The sequence below is a fragment of the Paenibacillus sp. FSL W7-1088 genome, assembly GCF_037969855.1.
In the GTDB taxonomy this organism is placed as follows: Bacteria; Bacillota; Bacilli; order Paenibacillales; family Paenibacillaceae; genus Paenibacillus.
In genome coordinates this window covers 7,250,392-7,271,849 of sequence record NZ_CP150216.1, presented here as the reverse complement: position 1 = coordinate 7,271,849, position 21,458 = coordinate 7,250,392, and the positions used below count along the sequence as shown (strand labels likewise).

Genomic DNA, 21,458 nt, shown 5'->3' with positions numbered 1-21,458 from the left:
CTATAGAGCGACTTCAATTATGCCATATCAAGATATGAATGATGCGGTTAGAAGCAATGTGTAACCGAACAACTGAACTATTATTGAAAATAATATAGCACCCCGAGGGCGCAATTTTAAAATAGAGCAAGGAGAGATAACGATGATTAGTGATACGATTACAGCGATATCAACAGCGGTCGGAGAAGCGGGTATCGCTGTAATCCGGGTGAGCGGCCCGGATGCGGTGTCGGAGACGGAGAAAATTTTTCGCAGCAAAACCCCACTAACACAGGCAGCATCTCACACGGTTCATTACGGTCATATTATAGACCCGGGGACTGGCGAGAAGATCGAGGAAGTATTGGTTACGGTGATGCGGGCGCCACGTTCCTTCACAACAGAAGATGTTGTGGAGATCAGTGCGCATGGTGGAGTGGTTTCGGTTAAGCGGGTCATGGATCTGCTGTTGCAGCTCGATATTCGTCTCGCTGAACCCGGAGAGTTCACAAAGCGTGCTTTTCTCAATGGACGGATTGATCTATCCCAGGCGGAAGGAGTCATGGATCTCATTCGTTCCAAATCCGATCGGGCCTTCTCCGTTGCACTCAAGCAAGTAGAGGGCAAATTGTCGTCCAAGCTGCGCGAGCTAAGATACACGCTGGTGGAGACACTTGCTCACATCGAAGTCAATATCGATTATCCTGAGCATGATGTAGAGTCACTAACCTCTGAATTTATTAAAGAAAAATCCAGTCAGGTGATGACTGAAATCGATAAATTGCTGGTAACCGCAGAGCAAGGCAAGATACTGCGTGAAGGCATCACAACCGCTATCGTAGGCCGGCCCAACGTAGGGAAGTCTTCCTTGCTCAATACGTTGGCCCAGGACAACCGCGCAATTGTAACGGACATTCCGGGTACAACGCGTGACGTCATTGAGGAGTTTGTTACGATTAACAATATACCGCTCAAGCTGCTCGATACGGCAGGTATCCGGGAAACGATGGATGTCGTGGAGAAGATTGGGGTCGAGCGTTCTCGCTCTGCGGTGAATGAGGCGGATCTGTTATTGATGGTTATCAATGCTGCCGAGCCACTGCATGAGGACGAGATTGAATTATTGGAACAAATCCGCGGTAGACAATCCATAATTATTATGAATAAAATGGACTTAGCGCCGCAGGCGGACCGCGAAGTGCTGCTTCGTTATATCCCTGAGGAAAGGCTTGTTCCGATGTCGGTGAAAGATGATTTTGGCGTGGACCGATTGGAAGATGCCATCTCGACGTTGTTCTTCAGTGGCAAGCTGGAGTCGGCCGACCTGACGTATGTCAGCAATGTGCGTCATATTGCTTTGCTCAAAAAAGCGAAGCAGTCGCTTATTGATGCCTATGAAGCGGCAGAGCAACTGATTCCTATTGATATGATTCAGATTGATGTTCGTCTGGCATGGGAGCAGCTGGGTGAGATCGTGGGCGATACAGCGCATGATGCGTTGATTGATCAAATTTTCTCTCAATTCTGCCTCGGAAAATAACACCTGACAAACATACCGGCTCTGAAAAGTAGTATGATAATAAAGTCCATCTGTGGGTGGTCAAAGAATCCGCGAATATGTCTGAAGTACTTATAGACTTGATGGCTTAATATAGATCGAAATGCTTTCCGTATAGCGTATAGCGCGGAGCGTGTTTCATCATTTTTTACAAAAAATTGATCGTTTGCATGAATTTAGGCGTGCGGCGGCAAAAGGAGGTAAACTGGAATGGCTTTTGATGGCGGCAGTTATGATGTAATCGTCGTTGGGGCAGGACATGCTGGTGTGGAATCGGCACTGGCTGCAGCTCGTATGGGTTCGAAAACATTGATGATTACAATCAATCTGGATATGGTGGCCTTCATGCCTTGTAACCCATCTATTGGGGGACCGGCAAAAGGACATGTGGTACGTGAGATTGATGCACTTGGTGGAGAAATGGGACGCAACATCGATAAGACCTTTATCCAGATGCGAATGCTTAACACAGGCAAAGGACCTGCTGTGCATGCACTTCGTGCTCAGGCGGATAAATTCTCTTACCAGCATACGATGAAAGAAACGATGGAGAATGAACGCAACCTGACGATGCGTCAAGGCATGGTTGATCGCCTGATCGTTGAAGACGGACAGTGCGTAGGTGTGGTTACTCAGACGGGTACAGAGTATCGGGCTAAAGCCGTTGTTTTGACAACAGGTACGTATCTGCGCGGTAAAGTAATTATGGGTGAGTTGATGTACGAGAGTGGTCCAAATAATCAGCAGCCCTCTCTTAAGTTATCCGAACATCTGCGTGAGCTTGGTTTCGACCTGGTTCGTTTTAAAACAGGTACACCACCGCGTGTGCATAAGGATACGATTGATTTTAGCAAAACGGAAATTCAGCCAGGTGATGACGAGCCGAAGTTCTTTTCTTATGAAACGGAATCTTCCGATAATGAGCAGCTGCCCTGCTGGTTGACGTATACGTCTGTGGAGACACACCAGATTATTAATGATAATCTTCACCGTGCTCCAATGTTCTCAGGTGTTATTGAAGGTACCGGACCGCGTTATTGCCCATCGATCGAGGACAAAATTGTGCGTTTCAGCGACAAGCCGAAGCATCAGATTTTCCTGGAGCCAGAAGGCAAAAATACATCCGAATACTATGTACAAGGTCTGTCCACGAGTCTGCCAGAGGATGTTCAATTGGCGGTCCTTCGTTCAATTCCGGGTATGGAAAAAGTAGAAATGATGCGTAACGGCTACGCTATTGAATATGATGCGATGGTGCCTACACAGTTGTGGCCTTCATTGGAAACGAAACGTCTGTCAGGTCTGTTCACAGCAGGGCAGATTAATGGTACCTCCGGGTATGAAGAAGCGGCAGGACAAGGCGTAATGGCAGGCATCAATGCTGCACGTAAAGTACAGGGTAAAGAGCCTGTCGTACTTGATCGCTCCCAAGGGTACATTGGTGTACTGATTGATGATCTCGTAACCAAAGGTACGAATGAACCTTATCGTCTGCTGACTTCCCGTGCAGAATACCGTTTGTTGCTTCGTCATGATAATGCCGATATGCGTTTGACGGAAATTGGTCATGATATTGGATTGATTTCTGAAGAGCGTTACGCCAAATTCCTTGATAAAAAGGCAAAAGTAGAGCAGGAAGTCGCTCGTCTGAAGGCAGCAAAGGTTCGCCCTGTCGAAGTAAATTCGAAGCTGGAAGAGAACGGTTCTACACCGATTCAGGATGGCAGCACACTTCTGACATTGATGCGTCGCCCAGAAATTGGGTATGACTTTATTGAGCAGATCTCCCCATCCGAGGTGGCACTGACTGCAGATATGAAAGAGCAAGTGGAAATTCAAATTAAATATGCGGGTTATATTGAGAAACAATTGATCCACGTGGAACGTTTGCAAAAAATGGAGAAAAAGAAAATTCCGGATACGATTATATATGACGAAATTCATGGCCTTGCTATGGAAGCAAAGCAGAAGCTCGCTACGATTCGTCCAATCTCGATAGGACAGGCGTCCCGTATTGCCGGGGTTACACCTGCGGATATCTCCATTCTGCTGGTTTACCTGGAGCATTATAACCGTGTAACCGCAGCAAGGGGACAATAATGGACGATATTCAACAGCAGCTACAACGGCGCCTGAAGAAACATGGACTAGAGCTGGATGAACGCCAGTTGGAGCAATTCGAGTTGTATTTTCAGGAGCTGGTAGCTTGGAATGAGAAGATGAATCTAACCGGGATTACCGAACGTGAACAAGTATATACAAAGCATTTCTATGATTCGGTATCGCTGGCATTCTATACAGATATGTCGAAGGTAAACAAACTTGCAGACATTGGTTCAGGGGCTGGTTTCCCAGGACTACCGCTTAAAATTTGTTTTCCGCATATCAAGCTGACCATCATTGACTCGCTAAATAAACGTATCGGCTTTCTGCAGCATGTTGTGGATACGCTTGGCTTGACCGATGTGGAATTGATTCATGGACGTGCGGAGGAGCTTGGACGCAAAGAAGGATATCGTGACAGCTACGACCTCGTTACTGCGCGTGCAGTAGCTAAGCTAGCGGTGCTTAACGAATTCTGTCTGCCATTTGTTCGCAAAAGTGGATTATTCGCTGCCATGAAGGGCGGAGACCCGCGCGAAGAAATGAAGGAAGCTGAATTCAGCTTTAACCAGCTGAAAGGACGGGTAAAAGCAGTTCATCCGTTCCAGCTGCCTGTTGAAGAGTCGGCACGTCATATCATTTTGATTCAGAAGTTTGATAAGACACCTTTTAAATATCCACGTAAACCAGGAACACCATTAAAAACACCTTTGGTATAGTTCTTGGCGCTCAACGTGTGTATGTATTAAAACTGTAAGATGATCATTCTTCGTTTATTTAATGAAGAACTTTCAATAAGAGGAAAGAGGATGTTTCACGTGAAACATCCTCTTTTTTGTTTTTTTATCTAGGCTTGAGACAGCACCTACCTTCCGATCACATAGAGCAGAGAAAAACGGAATCGATAACAATTATTTTGACGCAGAATTTTTTTGATGAATAACCAATGTTTCTTGTTACAGCTATACTTGAAAGAATGGTGCAATGTCTATAAAGAGAGGAAGAGCAATAAGGATAGAAGTAGAATAGGAAGACACGCGAGGAAGAGGTTTTTCTCCCACCGAGTTTGTTATGTGAAAAACCATTTTACAGGGTATCCAACGAATACATAACGCAGCTACTATGAGCAGGTCATGTCTACAAAGATTCTCTATATCTTATTGTGTCCAAGCAGTCATATGGCTAATGTTCATGAAGAAAAAGCAGGAAAATTAGGAGAGTTTAAAGAATAGGTAAACATAGGATTATGGAAGAAAAGATGATAGAATAGAAGTATCCGGTCCTGGATTACAGAGATCATAGATTATATGTATAGATAGATTTTTTGAACATGATTGTATAGGTTACAGAAAGCGTCATAGAAGGCAAAACTTATTCGAAGAACGACAGCATTTGAACGGGTCGCATATTGAATAAGAAGCACCTGCACCTTGCGGGAGCTATTACGAAACTAGGTGGTAATATACGGAATGAAAGAACAATTTTCGAAGTTGTTTGGTTTGGCGGAGCGCAATAACGGAGATGAGATTAAACAAATTCCGGTCAATGAAATTGTGAGCAGCCCATATCAGCCCCGTACTATTTTTGATGATGATAAAATTGATGAGTTGTTGCAGACGATCAAGACACATGGCGTAATACAGCCGATTGTCGTCCGCGTACGAAATGGATCATATGAGATTATCGCCGGGGAACGTCGCTGGCGTGCAGTTCGAAAACTTGGTTTGGATCATATCCCGGCCATTGTACGTGAATTCAACGACTCTCAGGCAGCGTCCATCGCATTGATCGAAAACCTGCAGCGTGAGGGACTCACTTCCATTGAAGAGGCTGTTGCTTATCAGAAATTGATTGACCTGCACCAACTTACACAGGAAAGTCTTGCGCAGCGATTAGGCAAAAGCCAGTCGACGATCGCCAACAAAATCCGGTTGTTACAGCTTCCGGAGGGCATTAAGACAGCTCTGATGGAACGTAAGATTTCGGAGCGTCATGCCAGAGCTTTGCTTTCGTTGGATACGGAAGAGTTGCAAATGAAATTGCTCGGCGAGATTATTGATAAAGAGTTGAATGTAAAACAAACGGAAGCACGAGTAGCCTTTTACAAGGAATCCTCGAAGATCAAAAAATCCAGACGTATCTCCTTCACGAAGGACGTTAGACTTGCACTTAATACGATTCGTCAATCTATTGATATGGTATCGGGCTCCGGTCTAGACATCAAAACCAAGGAAGCGGACCATGAGGACCATTACGAGATTGTTATCCATATCCCGAAACGCAAATGATTGAAGCTTAAGGCGGCAATGGGCCGCTTTTTCTGTCTATAAAGTTGAGAGTGGCATGAACAGCGTAGAATAGCACCATGAAGAAACGGTAGTTGATGTTTGTGTGGATGATAGCCACCTGCTTTTTGTTAACTGTAGCTCACAACCTACAAGAAAAGACTCCTATTTTATTTGAGGTGAAGTAATTGTCTAAGATTATGGCCGTAGCAAATCAAAAGGGCGGTGTGGGGAAAACGACGACATCTGTTAACTTGGGTGCAGGACTGGCTTCGCTCGGGAAAAGGGTGCTGCTAGTCGATATTGACCCCCAGGGGAATACAACCAGCGGAGTCGGAATCAACAAAGCAGATGTGGCCAATTGTATATATGATGTCATCATTAATGAAGTTCCCCCTCAGGAAGCGATTGTGGAAACTCAGATTGAAGGCCTTCATATCATACCTGCAACGATTCAGCTTGCCGGAGCCGAGATTGAACTGGTATCCACGATATCACGGGAAGTTCGCCTGAAAAAATCACTCGCCATGGTGAAAAAAAACTATGATTACATACTGATCGATTGTCCACCTTCCCTAGGCATGTTAACGATCAACTCGTTGACAGCTTCCGATTCGGTGATCATTCCGATACAGTGTGAGTATTATGCGCTCGAAGGGTTGAGCCAATTGCTCAACACGGTTCGTTTGGTGCAGAAGCATCTGAATACATCCCTGCAGATTGAAGGGGTATTGCTAACGATGTTTGACGCTCGTACGAATCTGGGCATTCAAGTCATTGAAGAAGTGAAGAAGTATTTTCAACAAAAGGTGTATCAGACCATTATTCCGCGCAATGTGCGGCTTAGTGAGGCACCTTCTCATGGTCAGTCTATCATTACGTATGATCCTCGATCCCGAGGGGCTGAAGTTTATTTAGAGCTCGCAAAGGAAGTGATTTCTTATGAGTAAGCGGCTTGGAAAAGGCCTTGATGCCCTCATTCCTTCGCTTTCAATTAATGACGATGATAAAGTCGTAGAAATCCCGATAAGTCAACTGCGGGCTAACCCTTACCAACCTCGTAAAGTATTTGATGAGGATGCAATACATGAACTCGCTGAATCCATCCGTCAACATGGTGTTATACAACCTATTATTGTACGTCCTGTTTTGAGAGGTTATGAGATCATTGCTGGTGAACGGCGTTTCAGAGCTTCCCAATATTGCGGTAATGCCACTGTGCCTGCCGTCGTTCGTAATTTCAGTGATCAGCAGGTTATGGAGATTGCTTTAATCGAGAACCTGCAGCGGGAGAATCTGAATGCGATGGAGGTTGCAGTTGCTTATCAGGGATTGATGGACCAATTCGGATTAACCCAAGAAGAACTCTCCGTAAAGGTAGGTAAGTCACGTTCTCACATCGCTAACTTCCTCCGTTTGTTATCATTGCCGGAAGAAGTGAAGGATCATGTTTCACGTGGAACATTGTCAATGGGACATGCACGTGCTATCGTCGGTGTTAAAGATGAGAGCCTTGTGAAGCAGCTGGCAAAACAAACCATTGATCAGCAATGGAGTGTACGTGAACTGGAAGAGGCTGTTCAACAATTGGATCGTTCCAAAACGGGTGAAGCGAAAGCCAAATCCAAGTTAAAGAAAAAAGATCCATTTATTGACACATTGGAAGAATCTTTACGTGAACGGTTCAAAACAACGGTGAAAATTAAGCATAACAAAGATAAAGGCAAAATTGAGCTCAACTACTACAGCAAACAAGATCTGGAGCGACTGTTGGAACTGTTACAATAATAGTCATGATTCCAAGATCGATGAACAACATGCGGGGCTTTTTCATGTGATGACATATCGCCTCTGTACCATGGAGAAACGATATGTCATTGTTTGTTTATAGGGATGTTTATAGGGAATTCACTCAGACAGAACGATCAATTAGGGACAGAGGTGGTCATGAGGTGGAGGGAGTTATCTATCTGGATCATGCAGCGACATCTTGGCCTAAGCCACCTGCTGTCGGGGAAGCCATGATGAAGGCTCTGGATGTGGCAGGGGCGAACCCGGGCAGAGGCAGTCATCGAATGGCTGTACAGGCGAGCCGAGTTTTATTTGGTGCCAGAAAAGCGATATCCACTCTTTTGGGTGTTCGTAATGCCAATGATATTGCTTTGGGTTCTAATACCACAGAAGCTTTGAATCTAGCTATTCAAGGGTGGTTAAGAGAAGGCGACCACGTCATTGCTACGATGGCTGAACATAATTCAGTAAGACGGCCTCTGGAGTACATGCGCAGATCTCGTAATGTAGAGGTTGATTATGTACCTGTTAATGCTGCCGGGCAGATCGATCTGGTCCAATTCGCACGGTTGTTTCGTTCCAATACAAGATTGGTTGTCTGCACGCATAGTTCGAACCTGCTGGGGAGTATTCTGCCCATTGGTGAAATTGCGCTGATGTGTCAAAAACATCAGGTGACGTTGCTTGTTGACGCTGCTCAAAGTGCTGGAATTATTCCTGTGGATGTGAAGCAGCTTGGGATCGATATGCTTGCCTTTCCAGGGCATAAAGGACTGTTGGGACCGCAGGGAACGGGTGGGCTGTACATCGCTCCTGAGCTGGATGTGCAACCACTGCTTCACGGAGGGACAGGAAGCCAATCCGAGGCGATTGAGCAGCCTCTTGTTCGTCCTGATCGTTATGAGGCGGGTACGCCGAATACCGTGGGTATAGCAGGTTTGGCAGCGGGAGTGCAGCATGTGCTTGAACTGACGCCTGAATTCATATATAAACAGGAGTGGGATTTGACTCAGCATATGATGGATGGGTTATCATCAGTACATGGGATTCGAATGCTTGGTCCTGAAATTGGACAGGCGCGTACCGGATTGTTATCCTTTACTGTTGAAGGATATGATTCGGCTCAACTCGCATTTCAATTAGATCGAAATTATGGCATTGCTGTGCGTTCAGGTTTTCATTGCACACCTCTTGCACATGAGTCGGCTGGAACCACGGCAAGTGGGGCTGTCAGAGCGAGTGTGGGGTATAGTACATCAAGAGAAGATGTCGATGCGTTGATCGAAGCGGTTATCGAGTTAACAGCATCGAAATCGGTATAAATCAGCTCGAATAAAACATGAATTTCAATGGCTTGAAGAAGCAAAAAGCAAAAGAGGCAAGAGGCCAAAACGAGTGATTAACCGTATGGGTTACCTGGTGAATAATAAGGGTATGCTTGAGGGTTACATTAGAGTGTTTGGATGATTTTAATTGGCTGAAATGGATCGATGATTGGAGTACGTTTGAAGCTACAAACGTTAACCTGAACAAACCAACAGAGGGGTAGTTGCACTACATGGCTGAATTAAATGAGCTGATTCTGGAACAGCTGATATGGATTATTGGCGGCATGGCATTACTTTTGGTGATTTTGCTTATCATAAGTATTGCTCAGGCCGCAAAGCTACGGAAGTTTAAACGGAAATATGAGGCCATGATGGCTGGCAGTGGAGTGGAAGATCTGGAGTCGCTGTTAATCAATCTGAAAATTCAGATGGACAGCATTGAGGATGAGCATACACTGCAAACGGATCAGTTACAGGCTGTCATGCAGAAGCTGACCCGTATTCAGGGGAAAGTGGGCGTGAAACGGTACAACGCTTATGGGGAGCTTGGCAGTGACCTAAGTTTCTCCATGGCGATGGTTAACGATAGCCAGGACGGTATGGTACTCACCGGTATCTATAATCGAGATGGTTCCTATGTATATGCCAAACCTCTTAAAGGGGGAGAGTCCACGTATACTCTTTCCCCTGAGGAAAAGGAAGCCATTACTCTGGCACAGCAAGCAGAGTAGAACGGGTATGCCATTCGCGAATGGCGGAGTAGAGACTGCTGGATATAATCTCGGACATGCGCATGACGAGACTGAGACGTGTGTTCTGCAAAACAAAGTATTCCATAAAGCCGCCGACGTTAACGATACCTGTAAGATGGATATCGCCGACCGGCGGTAATTCTTTATTTACACCCGCTCCTGGTTTGAGCGGTCCATTCACGACCTGGATACATCCAACACTCGAAGACTGTCCGAGACAGGCATCAATGCCGATCACATAAGGGTTGTGATGTGTGGTGTGTATTTTGTGTAGGGTGTCCTGCAGGTTCATTGCATGTACGGGTTCATCCAATGTGCCATAGAGATGGAATAGAGGGCTGTCCCACTTGGCAAGCGACGAGCCGACGAGTGGACCAAGACAGTCCCCCGTAGAGCGATCTGTACCGATACAGACGACAACTACATTTTGCAAAGAATGAGCTTTATAGAGATGAAACATTAAACGATGAATGATGGCTGAGTGAATGCCTGGATCTGTATGTGGGATTTTCAGGCTGGCCATGTCTTGAGATGAGAAGGAATGTGAAATGGGATTCATAGGATCTATCCTTTCCCTTGGAGATAGTAGTAACAGTATATGGAAGGATAGAACGTTTTATACTTCGTGGGGACAAGCTTTTTCAAAGGGATGAATGTATTGTGAAAGGAGCCGGACATGGACGAGTGGATAGATGATTGGATGCTGATTGCTTTTGATTCCACCCAGCAGGCGCTGCGGGCAGAAATGCTGCTGGAGTTTGCCGAGATTGAGATCGACTTATTTCCTACCCCAAAAGAGATCACAGCGGGCTGTGCTCTATGTATTCAGTTTCCAAAAGAAGATCTGGAGAGAGTGAAGCAGATCATTCGTAACGAATTTGTGGAGATCCGTGGCCTCTATTTCAAAACCGCTGACAGCTATGATAACATACCCATGTAGAGGAGGTTTGATCTATGTTGCCATTTAAGTTTGCTCAGAATGATACTAGCCCGGATGTGAAAGAAACAATAAATAGTGCAGTTCGCTGGACAGACCGATTATGGGATAAAGTCGCTGATGCAGATATGTGGTTTAATATTCTGTTCAGTTCGATCCGCATCGTTATTATTTTCATTATTACGCGTATTGTGATTAAGATTGTATCACGTATTATAGATCGCACGATGGCACGTAAGCAGGAAGGCAAGATTCGCGTCAATCCGCGGAGATTTATAACGGTTGGAGAATTGATGAAAAATGCGACCTCCATAACATGTAATTTCATTATGATTCTGTTACTGTTATCTGAGATCAATGTCAAAGTTGGACCATTGTTAGCGAGTGCGGGAGTACTTGGACTGGCTATCGGTTTTGGTGCTCAGGGCTTGGTTAAGGATGTTATTACCGGGTTCTTCATTATATTGGAGGATCAATTCGCGGTAGGCGATGTTATTCAAACAGGTACCTATAAAGGAACGGTTGAGGTCATTGGCCTGAGAACGACCAAACTGGTTAGCTGGCAAGGTGAGGTGCACATCATTCCAAATGGTACGATTGCAAGTGTAACCAATTTCTCAATGTCGAATTCCCTTGCAGTTGTGGATATTCCGATGAAGGGTGAGCAGACCCTGGACGAGTCAGTGCATTTGGTGAAAAGAGCATTGACTGGAATTGAGGATCGTGATCTGAACATCGTTAAAGTACCTGACGTGCTTGGTATCCAGTCGATGTCTACCTCGGAATATGTGGTTCGCATTGTTGCTGAGTGCCTGCCGAACTCCAGAGCATCTGTAGAGCGTCAAATTCAGAGTGATGTGAAGAAAACACTGGAGTATCATGAGATGAGCAATCGGGCAGCATTAGAGCAAGCAGCAGCTCAGGAGAAGGATGAGGGGGATGGCATAGGTGGAGCGTAAAATTTTCCAGCTTGGGGACATTGTGCAGATGAAGAAGCAGCATCCATGTGGTAGCAATGAAATGGAGATTATCCGGATGGGTATGGATATTCGCATCAAGTGTGTAGGGTGTAAACACAGCGTATTAATTCCCAGAGCGAAATTCGAGAAAAACATGAAAAAAGTGCTTCGTTCGGCAGAGGATTCGACTGAATCCTAATGGAATAATGCGGCTAATGTTTCCTCTTTTCGCACTCCATAATAACGTTTACATGTAAGCATAGCTGAGGTATTGCGTTCTGTAAATGATCATGCTATAATCATTATTGCTGCGGAAAGGTACCCAAGAGGCCCAAGGGGGCTGACTCGAAATCAGTTAGGCGTGTCACAGCGTGCGTGGGTTCGAATCCCACCCTTTCCGCCACTAATAGATCTTGCCTGAAATTGTAATTGAACAACTTACTCAACGTGTTTTGAGCTCTATACATGCAAAAAGGCCTTCCAGATGGAAGGTCTTTTATTTTTAATTTTGTTGTCTAATAATCATTTGTAATTGAAAAAACAAAGAGCCCCTAAGGGCTCTTCATCCGGCGATGCATTCGGTTTGTTAGGAAACAATCGGTCGTAACGATCAGAAACTTGGTGTACTGCAGGTAGCAATACTCGTGCTTCAGACAAAGCCTTACACACAACCATCTTGCTTCTTAAATTACGTGATGAATCTCCAACAGTGAATGTTCGGCTTCGTTGTCCAACGGAACCACACCTCTCTCGTGCATCGCCTGATTGTATTATGTGCATTAGTACGTTTTATATACAGCAGTCTGAAAAGAAACTTTACGCTTTAGTGGACGCGGGCTTTGGTAAGCTTTTTCCACTTGCGATTCTGATTGCTTGTTTCAGGGAAAGCTTCACCCTTTTGGAGAGTTACCCGTTTCGGATTGTTAATCTCCGTATGAAAGCTCTTCTCACCAACCTCGGTGTATTCGCCATCGTTTGGAGCTTTGTCTCCTGGTTCAAACTCGGTTTTTTCACCCATGATAAAACCTCCTTGGCATAATGGATTTCAATGTTGCTTCTGTAGTGTGCTCCATTGGAGTTATGATCATGTGTAATAAGAAGAGGGAACGTTTGCTTGCATTGAGACGCCATTTTTGTTATATTAATATAGTTCGAGTTTGTGCTCGTTCCTTGCTCTCAACCTAGATTGAGGGCCAGAGTCCATAAGGAGGTGAAAATTATGCGCAAATATGAAGTGATGTACATTATTCGTCCTGACGTTGAGCAAGAAGTTGTTCAAGCTACAGTCGATAAATTCCAAGGCATCATCTCCAACGGCGGTGGTGAAGTTACAGCTCACGACGTTATGGGTAAACGCCGTCTTGCGTATGAGATCAAGAAATTCCGTGATGGTGTTTATGTATTGGTACACTTCACTGCTGAACCAGCAGTAGTTACTGAACTTGAGCGTCTCATGAAGATTTCTGACGAAGTAATTCGTTATCTCATTACAAACGACGTTAAGTCTGCTTAAGACGATAACTCGTGATCAACGCACCAATACGCTCTGAAGGAGGGGATTACATTGTTGAACCGTGTCATTCTGATCGGCCGGTTAACCCGGGATCCTGAGTTGCGTTATACTCCAGCTGGAGTAGCTGTAACGCAATTTACTTTGGCAGTGGACAGACCGTTTACAAGCCAAGGGGGAGAACGGGAAGCGGATTTCATTCCGGTCGTAACCTGGAGACAGCTTGCTGAGACTTGTGCAAACTATTTGCGCAAAGGACGCCTAGCTGCAGTCGAAGGACGCATTCAAGTACGGAATTACGAGAATAACGAAGGAAAACGTGTATACGTGACCGAAGTCATTGCCGATAACGTCCGTTTCTTGGAGTCAGCTAACCGTGATAATAACGGTGGCGGCGGTGGGCAACCAATGCGTGAAGAGCCTTCTTACGGAGGCGGCGGGCGCGCGAACAATAACAACAATTCGCGTAGCAACAATCAGGATCCTTTTTCCGATGACGGAAAACCGATTGATATATCGGATGATGATTTGCCATTTTAACGTGAGCCGACACTCTTAGAGTGATTGGCTAAACGATAGGAAAGGACTGAAAAGCATGAGCTTCAAGCAAAGAGAAGGCGGAGACAACGATAAAAGACCGGCTCGCCGTGGCGGCCGTAACAAACGTCGTAAAGTGTGCTTCTTCACAGCTAACAAAATTACTCACATCGATTATAAAGATACGGACTTGCTTCGTAAATTTATCAGCGAGCGCGGAAAAATTTTGCCACGCCGTGTAACAGGTACTAGCGCTAAATATCAACGCATGCTGACGATTGCCATCAAACGCTCCCGTCAAATCGCATTGCTGCCATACACAACTGAGTAGTCTTACTCAGCATGGATACAAAGCAGTCGGCTTATAGCCGGCTGCTTTTTTGCATCCTAGAATACATTCAGGTAGTTCTCTCCTAGTAATTGGATAACGTAAGGAGCTGCGGCGATAGAGAAGCAATTCGGGCGTAAATGATTTATAATAGAGTCTATTATTGCTGATATCAGATAGCGTGAGTATGAACGAATACAGATTCCACCATCAGGAGAGAGCATGAATACATCCAAACGTAAAGTAAAACAGAGACGCAAGAGTAGTCTGCGATTTTGGATCGCAGCTACGTTGTTGCTTTCCATTATATATGTATGGTTACAGCAAAAAGGAGATACCTATGATCTATGGCCACAAACCAACGAACAAGAAACAGTGCCGATCACAGGGTTGCACCCGTTAGTTGCGGAAAGTGAGAAGTTGTTGGTTCGAAAGGCGGCTAGACGAGGAATTGAAGTCGTGATTACACATGATTTTCGCAGCATGGAGGAACAAGATGCCCTCTATAATCAAGGACGTTCCATTGCCGGAAATATCGTTACCAACGCCAAAGGGGGAGAGTCCTATCACAACTATGGTTTGGCTATTGATTTTGCACTGCGGACTCCTGAAGGAGATGTAGTGTGGGATATGGAACGTGATGATAATGGCAATGGAAAGGCCGATTGGCTGGAAGTTGTGGAGCTTGCCAAAGAACTAGGGTTTACGTGGGGCGGAGATTGGGCTAACTTCCCGGATTATCCTCACTTGCAGATGGACTTTGGTTTAAGTATCAACGATTTGAAGCGTGGGAAAAGACCACCGGACACACAGTAAATAGGATATTATATATACATGTATATGTATAAATATTAGAAAAGCCTTGCATTTTGCAGGGCTTTTTGCTTGCTTTTGTAAAATAAATGATAAAAGATGACAATTTGTTCTTTACATGAGCGATTAAATGAAACTATACTATAATAACTAGAAATTTAACTCCAATCCTTTAGTAGTATCTAATTTACACCTCTAAAAGTACAGAATTTGGATAGAAATCAATTTCACTTCCAAACGAAATAAGACCTCCACAATTCCCTCATACCTAACATAATAGTTTGTTATATCTACATTTCTAACATATAACTACACAACATGTGTAATGATAATGTCATGTATTTAGATAATCGGTATTTTTAAGATTCAAACTCTACCATCAAAAGCATCCAATTGGCTCTAAAATCCCTTGATTTATTCCCTTTAACGTATAACAATACCCAAAACTGTGCTATAAAAAACATTTATACCATAAATCTCAAATTAAGCATTGACGTCACCTAAATTTACACGTATGATTACATTAATTATTTTGCGTTATAATCCCGCTAGGAATTGTCAGTATTAATTGACCATCGGTCTAAATCCATCATTCCTAGATAGTTTACATCAAGATTTCACAGCATGAGCCAATATGCGTAATTATTCATGGATATTTATATCCAGATAATTTATTAGAAGTGAGAAATCAGAAAACTTTCGAGGGGGATTTTCATGAAGAAGAGATTTTCTTTAATGCTGGTCATCATGCTAATGTTGGTAACTGTACTGGCAGCATGTTCTAGTGGAGAGAGCGCTGAACCAACTCCAGGAGACACACCGAAAACAGAAACGCAGACTGAGAATCCGACTCCGGAAGATTCGACTCAAAACGATGGTCTATTTGAAGCAACTGACATGTCGCTGAATCCATCAACCGCTACAAACCGTAAAGACACATTAGTTGTAGGTACCACCTCACCTAAAGGGGTCTTTAACCCTTTATTTCAGGACTCAGCTTACGATGATATGATCAACCTGCTGGTGTTTGACAGTTTTGAGACCATTAATGGTGACGGGACATATTCGCCGTACCTTGCTGAAAGCATCGATGTCAGTGATGACGGTCTAAAGTACACCTTTAAGCTGAAGCCAGGCGTAACTTACACAGATGGTACACCTGCGACGGTTAAAGATTTCTACTTCGCATTGAAAGTTCTCCATGACAAGAGCTATGACGGCTCTTCTGATCCATTGTCCTATTCAATTAAAGGTGGACAAGAGTATTACGATGGAAAATCAAATGAAATTTCTGGTGTAAAAATCATTGATGATAATACAGTGGAAGTTGAAGTCACTGAAGTGACTGCCTTGACCAAAGATTTTTTGGGTGGCATAGCTTTCCTCCCAGAACATTACTATGGTAAGGACTATAAACAAGGTAACGTAGAGACGGTTAAAGCTCTGAATGATAAACCACTGGGTACGGGTCAATATATTTTGACTTCTTTCAAACCAGGTCAAGAAGTAACAATGGTGGCCAATGAGAATTATTTTGCTGGTGCCCCAAAAATCAAAAATGTCATCTTCAAGTCCACTACAGACGAGACTAAACTCGCTATGCTCGAAACTGGTGAAATCGATATGGATATGGTCACTGTAGATGAAGATAACGTAGAAGCTTTGCAAGCACTCGGGTTCCTGGACATCAATATCTTCCCTACTAATGGATATGGCTACATTGGTATGAACCATGAAAAAGAAAAATTTAAAGATCCTAAAGTAAGACAAGCCCTTGTATACGGTTTGAATCGTGCCGAGATTGTAGAAGCCGTTTATGGTAAATTCGCAGATGTTATCAACGTTCCTCAATCGAAGCAATCCTGGGCTTATACAGATGAAGGTATCGAGAAATATGAATTCGATATCGAAAAAGCAAAATCTCTGCTGGATGAAGCTGGATGGACTGTAGGAAGCGACGGTATTCGTGAGAAAAACGGAGAGAAATTTAAAATTGACTTTTCCGGTACATCCGAGAACCCTGTTGTAGATGCTATCCTGCCAATTATGACAGCAAACTATAAAGAACTTGGAATTGATATTGTAGCAGAAACACTAGATTTTAACGCAATCTTGGATAAAACAGACAAAGGCGATTTCGATATGTACTTTATGGCATGGGGGTTGACGCCTGATCCCGACTCGACAGTTTATTTGTCAAATGGAGCACAAAATCGTATTAAATACTCCAATACAACTTATGATGATCTAATGAAACAAGGTAAAAGAGAACTTGACCTTGAGAAACGTAAAGAAATTTATGCAAAAGCCTATCAAGAGTTGAATAAGGATATTGCAGACATTCTGATGTATCAAAGAAGAGATGGCTGGGCAATCAACGGTCGTGTGAACGGCTTGGATATTACTCCTTATAAAAAGTTTGTAGTAGATCTGTACAAAGCAGAACTGGAACAATAAGAATATCAACATGAAATCGATAAGCTCAGCTCTCGCCAGAGCTGAGCTTATCCACTTCTGACCCAGGAGGAATATTATGAAGCAGTACATTATCCGGCGGCTGCTGCAAATGATTCCGACAATGCTCGGAATTACAATCATTGTCTTCGCGATCACAACATTGGTTCCAGGTGATTATATTACGGCTCAGCAAAACCCGAGTATGACAGCAGAAAAGGCAGCGCAGTTAAGAGAAATTTACGGACTAGATAAGGGCCCTGTAGAGAGGTACTTTATTTGGGTGGGTAACATGCTTACCGGTAACATGGGCGATTCGTTACAACACAAACGTCCGGTCACGGACGTTATCGGGGATTATGTGTGGAATTCATTTATCATCGCTTTTCTGAGCTTGATTCTCTCATGGATCATAGCAATCTTTACCGGTGTATTTTCAGCTAAATTTCAATACTCGTTTTTCGATAAAATAGTCACCATGGCTGTATTTTTATGTATGTCTCTTCCATCCTTTTTTATAGGATTGGTTCTAATCAAGTTCCTTGCAATTGATCTCAGGTTGATGCCTGTCGGAGGAATGACTACAGCTGGTCAAACAGGATCTACATGGGACATGATTATGGACATCGGTTATCATGCTATTATGCCGGTACTGGTCTTAACAATGTTAAGTACAGGAAGCCTTACTCGCTATTTCAGAACGAGTATGCTTGAGGTCATCCGTCAGGATTATATTCGTACAGCCCGTGCAAAAGGATTGAAGGAAAGAACAGTTATTTTTAAACATGCACTTCGCAATGCCATGCTTCCTGCCATCACTCTTATGGGATTTGAATTGCCAGCTCTGTTCGGTGGAGCTATTATCCTTGAGAAAATCTTTGTATGGCCAGGCGTAGGACAGGTCTATCTGGAGTCCATAACGATGCGTGATTATCCGTTTATGCTTGGATTCACTATCTTTATGGCTGCGTTGACCCTTCTAGGTACGCTTTTGTCGGATGTTCTCTATGGGGTAGCAGATCCCAGAATTAGATTGAAGTAGGAGGAGATATCATTGTCACTTGAGGCTGCACCACTAAAATCGAAAGCACAGGTTCCTGTCCAGCAGCCCGATTCTCCTTGGCGGATTGCAGTACGACGCTTTTCCCGGAATCGGCTCGCATTAGCAGGACTTTTAATACTTGTATTGATGGTTCTCATTTGTTTCTTTGGACCGTGGATCTCTCCGTATAACATAAACGATTATAAGGTAATAGATAAAAACCAATCACCGAGCAGCGCGCACTGGTTGGGAACAGACAAGTTGGGTCGCGATGTGTTACTGCGCGTAATGTTGGCTGGCCGGATCTCGATTATGGTCGGAGTGGTCGCTACCGTTATTTCAGTTGTTTTAGGCGCCACACTCGGTGCCTTGGCGGGATTTTACAGAAAATTTATTGATTCATTTATCATGCGTATTGCTGAGATCTTTATGTCGATTCCTACGCTGCCTCTTCTAATCATTTTAGGGGCGTTGTTGTCTGATTTGAAGGTACCTCCACAGGACCGGATTTATTTTCTGATGCTGATTCTGGGTGTTCTGTCGTGGCCGGGTCTATCAAGACTGGTTCGTGGACAGATTCTAACGCTTCGGGAGCAAGAGTTTATGCAAGCTACTGAGGCACTAGGATTACGCGATCGGCGTAAAATATTTAGACATTTACTTCCCAATACTGTTCCAATTATTATTGTATCCGCTACGCTGGGTGTGGCTTCTGCAATTTTGGCTGAATCTGCGCTAAGTTATTTGGGACTTGGGGTAGTTCCACCAACTCCATCCTGGGGGAATATGATTTCTGAGGCGAACGGTATTATCGAATTCCGTAAAAGACCATGGCTCTGGATTCCTCCGGGAATATGCATATTAATAACGGTTGTAGCGATTAACTTGATTGGTGACGGACTGCGTGATGCGCTTGATCCAAAAATGAAGAAGTAGGAGATGCGATATGGCAAAAAACTTAGTTGAATTCCGTAATCTCAAAACGCATTTTCATACCTCTGCTGGAGTCGTGAAAGCCGTCGATGACGTGAGTTTCAATATCCGTGAAGGAGAGACTCTCTGTGTTGTGGGTGAATCAGGTTGCGGAAAAAGTGTTACAGCGATGTCTCTGATGCGCCTCGTGGATACCCCTCCTGCGGGCGGGGAAATATTGTTTGAAGGCAAGGATCTTCTGAAGCTTAGCAAAGGTGATATGAGTCAAATTCGTGGTAATGATATATCTGTAATTTTCCAGGAACCGATGTCCTCTCTGAATCCGGTACTGACGATTGGAGAGCAAATTACCGAACCCATATTGCTCCATACACTGTTGAGCCGTAAGGAAGCAAAGGCGCGCGCGATCGAGTTAATTACATTGGTGGGAATTCCTCGCCCTGAGAAAATATATGATTCTTATCCGCATGAACTCAGTGGTGGCATGAGGCAACGAATTATGATTGCAATTGCGCTGAGTTGCAATCCTAAACTCTTAATTGCTGATGAGCCGACAACTGCATTGGATGTTACGATTCAGGCTCAGATTCTGGACTTGATGCGTGACATCAAAGATAAAATAAATACGTCCATTATGCTAATTACTCATGATCTAGGAGTCGTTGCAGAAATGGCCGATTATGTGGTTGTCATGTATGCAGGTAAAGTGATTGAAGAGGCTTCGGTTTACGAGCTGTTCAAGTCACCCAAGCATCCATACACACAGGGCTTGTTAAAAGCCAAGCCAGTGATCAATCAGAAGCAGGATAGACTGTATTCCATCCCGGGTCAGGTTCCTAATCCTATTGAATTGGGACAGAATTGCCACTTCCACGACAGATGTGAGTTTTGTATGAATGTATGCCGTGAGAAGGAACCACCTCTACATACTGACGCTACTGGCCATAAAGTTGCTTGCTGGTTGTATGAAGAGGGGGCGAAATAATATGGCTGAGGCATTGATCGAGATACAAAATCTCAAAAAATATTTTCCAATCACTGGCGGAGTATTTAAACGGGTAGTTGGAAACGTAAGAGCCGTAGATGACGTCTCTTTTCAGATTAATAAAGGTGAATCTTTCGGACTTGTAGGCGAGTCCGGTTGCGGTAAAAGTACGATTGGTCGTACAATCCTCCGTTTGTTGGATAAGACGGATGGCAAGGTTGTGTTTAAGGGTGAGGACATACATGCATTGGATAAAACGAAGCTGCGTTCCCTTCGACCAAAAATGCAGATTGTGTTCCAGGACCCATTTAGTTCGCTTAATCCAAGAATCAAGGTAGGCGAAGCCATTGGTGAGGCTCTTATTGACCATGGCCTATGTAGCCGGAGTGAAGTGAAGGACAGAGTCATTGAGACACTAAAAATTTGCGGGCTTGCGGCCTATCATTATGATCGTTATCCACATGAATTTTCCGGCGGACAACGACAGCGTATCGGTATTGCTCGGGCATTGATTATGAATCCTGATTTTATCGTAGCGGACGAGCCTGTATCCGCCCTAGATGTATCTATTCAGGCTCAAATTATAAATCTATTGAGTGATCTGCAACAGGAGAAACAGCTTACCTATCTTTTCATTTCCCATGACCTTAGTGTGGTGGAGCATTTGTGTGACCGTATCGGGGTTATGTATCTTGGTTCCATGGTAGAGATGGCAAGCAAGGAAGAAATGTTTCGCAATCCGCTTCATCCATATACCAAGGCGCTGCTGTCTGCAGTTCCTATACCGGATCCAACGTTGCGTCGTGAGCGAATTGTCCTGAAAGGGGACATTCCGAGTCCAGCCAATCCACCGTCCGGCTGCAAATTTCATACGCGATGTCCGCTGGCGACTGATATTTGCAAACAACAAGTACCAGAATATCGTGATGTTGGATCTCAACATTTTGTAGCTTGTCACCTGGTCTAACGAGTAAAGAGTTAAATATGGGCATGTCCAGCTTAAGGAATTGGGGTTCTGAACGAGTTGGAAAGCCATCTTAAAAAAGCACAAGTGATTGGCAATATTGCCGTCAGTTGTGCTTTTTTTGTTTTTAACACAATAAAAGGGGAACTTTATATAAAAGTTATTTAGATAAAATCATAATTTTAGTTTCACATGACTTA

22 protein-coding genes and 1 tRNA gene are annotated in these 21,458 nt (G+C 44.0%); 21 read left to right on the top strand and 2 right to left on the bottom strand.

Features of this window, described 5'->3' with window-relative positions; translation table 11 throughout:
* The first annotated feature begins 142 nt into the window (after nt 1-142).
* The 8 genes from mnmE to MKY42_RS32675 all read left to right on the top strand — a co-directional run bounded on the left by mnmE (nt 143) and on the right by MKY42_RS32675 (nt 9,775).
* On the top strand, nt 143-1,519 hold the full coding sequence (gene mnmE / locus MKY42_RS32710; RefSeq protein WP_339847817.1) for a tRNA uridine-5-carboxymethylaminomethyl(34) synthesis GTPase MnmE: 1,377 nt from the start codon (nt 143-145) through the stop codon (nt 1,517-1,519).
* Between the two features lie 228 nt (nt 1,520-1,747).
* A complete protein-coding gene (mnmG, locus tag MKY42_RS32705) occupies nt 1,748-3,637 on the top strand; it encodes a tRNA uridine-5-carboxymethylaminomethyl(34) synthesis enzyme MnmG (protein WP_339847814.1) in 1,890 nt (629 codons plus the stop codon).
* Nucleotides 3,637-4,359: a 16S rRNA (guanine(527)-N(7))-methyltransferase RsmG gene (gene rsmG, locus MKY42_RS32700; protein ID WP_076287179.1), complete on the top strand. Its 723-nt coding sequence runs from the start codon at nt 3,637-3,639 to the stop codon at nt 4,357-4,359. The genes mnmG and rsmG overlap by 1 nt, the downstream gene beginning before the upstream one ends.
* Nucleotides 4,360-5,109: 750 nt before the next feature.
* Entirely contained in the window at nt 5,110-5,928 is an 819-nt protein-coding gene (noc, locus tag MKY42_RS32695; protein WP_339847812.1) for a nucleoid occlusion protein, read from the top strand.
* Nucleotides 5,929-6,113: 185 nt separating this feature from the next.
* Nucleotides 6,114-6,875: an AAA family ATPase gene (locus MKY42_RS32690; protein WP_024629525.1), complete on the top strand. Its 762-nt coding sequence runs from the start codon at nt 6,114-6,116 to the stop codon at nt 6,873-6,875.
* Entirely contained in the window at nt 6,868-7,713 is an 846-nt protein-coding gene (locus MKY42_RS32685) for a ParB/RepB/Spo0J family partition protein (RefSeq protein WP_024629526.1), read from the top strand. Before MKY42_RS32690 ends, MKY42_RS32685 begins: the two co-directional genes overlap by 8 nt.
* A gap of 164 nt (nt 7,714-7,877) precedes the next feature.
* A complete protein-coding gene (locus MKY42_RS32680; protein WP_090902663.1) occupies nt 7,878-9,038 on the top strand; it encodes an aminotransferase class V-fold PLP-dependent enzyme in 1,161 nt (386 codons plus the stop codon).
* A 236-nt stretch (nt 9,039-9,274) separates the two neighbouring features.
* Nucleotides 9,275-9,775 carry a DUF4446 family protein gene (locus MKY42_RS32675; protein ID WP_090902664.1) on the top strand — a complete coding sequence of 167 codons (501 nt, stop codon included), beginning with the start codon at nt 9,275-9,277 and terminating at the stop codon, nt 9,773-9,775.
* On the opposite strand, the gene yyaC is transcribed toward MKY42_RS32675, so the two are convergent.
* Nucleotides 9,750-10,355 (bottom strand): spore protease YyaC, encoded by a 606-nt coding sequence (gene yyaC / locus MKY42_RS32670; RefSeq protein WP_024629529.1) that lies wholly within the window; start codon nt 10,353-10,355, stop codon nt 9,750-9,752. The genes MKY42_RS32675 and yyaC overlap by 26 nt on opposite strands.
* A gap of 117 nt (nt 10,356-10,472) precedes the next feature.
* Here yyaC and MKY42_RS32665 point away from each other — a divergent pair, with 117 nt between their 5' ends.
* The 4 genes from MKY42_RS32665 (at nt 10,473) to MKY42_RS32650 (ending at nt 12,095) form a co-directional block, all read left to right on the top strand.
* A complete protein-coding gene (locus tag MKY42_RS32665; RefSeq protein WP_029880815.1) occupies nt 10,473-10,736 on the top strand; it encodes a DUF3343 domain-containing protein in 264 nt (87 codons plus the stop codon).
* Between the two features lie 14 nt (nt 10,737-10,750).
* Nucleotides 10,751-11,692, top strand: coding sequence for a mechanosensitive ion channel family protein (locus MKY42_RS32660; protein WP_179262275.1), 942 nt, complete (start codon nt 10,751-10,753; stop codon nt 11,690-11,692).
* The gene (locus MKY42_RS32655) at nt 11,682-11,891 is read left to right on the top strand and encodes a DUF951 domain-containing protein (RefSeq protein ID WP_090902668.1); all 210 of its coding nucleotides are present in this window, start codon (nt 11,682-11,684) and stop codon (nt 11,889-11,891) included. The genes MKY42_RS32660 and MKY42_RS32655 overlap by 11 nt, the downstream gene beginning before the upstream one ends.
* A 113-nt stretch (nt 11,892-12,004) precedes the next feature.
* A tRNA-Ser gene (locus MKY42_RS32650) sits at nt 12,005-12,095 on the top strand.
* 420 nt (nt 12,096-12,515) lie between these two features.
* Here MKY42_RS32650 and MKY42_RS32645 read toward each other — a convergent pair.
* Nucleotides 12,516-12,710, bottom strand: a complete 195-nt coding sequence (locus tag MKY42_RS32645; protein WP_024629533.1) for a YjzC family protein — start codon at nt 12,708-12,710, stop codon at nt 12,516-12,518.
* 201 nt (nt 12,711-12,911) lie between these two features.
* Between MKY42_RS32645 and rpsF the strand changes: the two genes are divergently transcribed.
* The 9 genes from rpsF to MKY42_RS32600 all read left to right on the top strand — a co-directional run bounded on the left by rpsF (nt 12,912) and on the right by MKY42_RS32600 (nt 21,261).
* Nucleotides 12,912-13,205 carry a 30S ribosomal protein S6 gene (rpsF, locus tag MKY42_RS32640; protein ID WP_024629534.1) on the top strand — a complete coding sequence of 98 codons (294 nt, stop codon included), beginning with the start codon at nt 12,912-12,914 and terminating at the stop codon, nt 13,203-13,205.
* Nucleotides 13,206-13,256: 51 nt separating this feature from the next.
* Complete coding sequence (gene ssb / locus MKY42_RS32635; protein ID WP_024629535.1) at nt 13,257-13,742, top strand: single-stranded DNA-binding protein; 486 nt, start codon at nt 13,257-13,259, stop codon at nt 13,740-13,742.
* A gap of 55 nt (nt 13,743-13,797) precedes the next feature.
* Nucleotides 13,798-14,070 (top strand): 30S ribosomal protein S18, encoded by a 273-nt coding sequence (gene rpsR / locus MKY42_RS32630; protein ID WP_062327715.1) that lies wholly within the window; start codon nt 13,798-13,800, stop codon nt 14,068-14,070.
* Nucleotides 14,071-14,289: 219 nt separating this feature from the next.
* Nucleotides 14,290-14,883: a M15 family metallopeptidase gene (locus tag MKY42_RS32625; protein ID WP_179262277.1), complete on the top strand. Its 594-nt coding sequence runs from the start codon at nt 14,290-14,292 to the stop codon at nt 14,881-14,883.
* Nucleotides 14,884-15,594: 711 nt separating this feature from the next.
* Complete coding sequence (locus MKY42_RS32620) at nt 15,595-17,337, top strand: ABC transporter substrate-binding protein (RefSeq protein WP_090902672.1); 1,743 nt, start codon at nt 15,595-15,597, stop codon at nt 17,335-17,337.
* Between the two features lie 76 nt (nt 17,338-17,413).
* Entirely contained in the window at nt 17,414-18,376 is a 963-nt protein-coding gene (locus MKY42_RS32615) for an ABC transporter permease (RefSeq protein WP_090902674.1), read from the top strand.
* Between the two features lie 12 nt (nt 18,377-18,388).
* A complete protein-coding gene (gene opp4C, locus MKY42_RS32610; protein ID WP_090902676.1) occupies nt 18,389-19,312 on the top strand; it encodes an oligopeptide ABC transporter permease in 924 nt (307 codons plus the stop codon).
* 10 nt (nt 19,313-19,322) lie between these two features.
* Nucleotides 19,323-20,294 (top strand): ABC transporter ATP-binding protein, encoded by a 972-nt coding sequence (locus MKY42_RS32605; protein WP_090902678.1) that lies wholly within the window; start codon nt 19,323-19,325, stop codon nt 20,292-20,294.
* A gap of 1 nt (nt 20,295) precedes the next feature.
* Complete coding sequence (locus tag MKY42_RS32600; RefSeq protein ID WP_090902680.1) at nt 20,296-21,261, top strand: dipeptide ABC transporter ATP-binding protein; 966 nt, start codon at nt 20,296-20,298, stop codon at nt 21,259-21,261.
* Nucleotides 21,262-21,458: the final 197 nt, after the last annotated feature.

Bases quoted from the DNA above. Each gene is read 5' to 3' on its own strand.
- MKY42_RS32660 (WP_179262275.1), top strand. From the start codon at position 10,751: ATGTTGCCATTTAAGTTTGCTCAGAATGATACTAGCCCGGATGTGAAA.
- mnmE (WP_339847817.1), top strand. From the start codon at position 143: ATGATTAGTGATACGATTACAGCGATATCAACAGCGGTCGGAGAAGCG.
- MKY42_RS32625 (WP_179262277.1), top strand. From the start codon at position 14,290: ATGAATACATCCAAACGTAAAGTAAAACAGAGACGCAAGAGTAGTCTG.
- MKY42_RS32605 (WP_090902678.1), top strand. From the start codon at position 19,323: ATGGCAAAAAACTTAGTTGAATTCCGTAATCTCAAAACGCATTTTCAT.
- MKY42_RS32645 (WP_024629533.1), bottom strand. From the start codon at position 12,710: ATGGGTGAAAAAACCGAGTTTGAACCAGGAGACAAAGCTCCAAACGAT.
- noc (WP_339847812.1), top strand. From the start codon at position 5,110: ATGAAAGAACAATTTTCGAAGTTGTTTGGTTTGGCGGAGCGCAATAAC.
- MKY42_RS32685 (WP_024629526.1), top strand. From the start codon at position 6,868: ATGAGTAAGCGGCTTGGAAAAGGCCTTGATGCCCTCATTCCTTCGCTT.
- MKY42_RS32620 (WP_090902672.1), top strand. From the start codon at position 15,595: ATGAAGAAGAGATTTTCTTTAATGCTGGTCATCATGCTAATGTTGGTA.
- MKY42_RS32665 (WP_029880815.1), top strand. From the start codon at position 10,473: ATGGACGAGTGGATAGATGATTGGATGCTGATTGCTTTTGATTCCACC.
- rsmG (WP_076287179.1), top strand. From the start codon at position 3,637: ATGGACGATATTCAACAGCAGCTACAACGGCGCCTGAAGAAACATGGA.
- MKY42_RS32675 (WP_090902664.1), top strand. From the start codon at position 9,275: ATGGCTGAATTAAATGAGCTGATTCTGGAACAGCTGATATGGATTATT.
- yyaC (WP_024629529.1), bottom strand. From the start codon at position 10,355: ATGAATCCCATTTCACATTCCTTCTCATCTCAAGACATGGCCAGCCTG.
- mnmG (WP_339847814.1), top strand. From the start codon at position 1,748: ATGGCTTTTGATGGCGGCAGTTATGATGTAATCGTCGTTGGGGCAGGA.
- rpsF (WP_024629534.1), top strand. From the start codon at position 12,912: ATGCGCAAATATGAAGTGATGTACATTATTCGTCCTGACGTTGAGCAA.
- MKY42_RS32615 (WP_090902674.1), top strand. From the start codon at position 17,414: ATGAAGCAGTACATTATCCGGCGGCTGCTGCAAATGATTCCGACAATG.
- MKY42_RS32600 (WP_090902680.1), top strand. From the start codon at position 20,296: ATGGCTGAGGCATTGATCGAGATACAAAATCTCAAAAAATATTTTCCA.
- rpsR (WP_062327715.1), top strand. From the start codon at position 13,798: ATGAGCTTCAAGCAAAGAGAAGGCGGAGACAACGATAAAAGACCGGCT.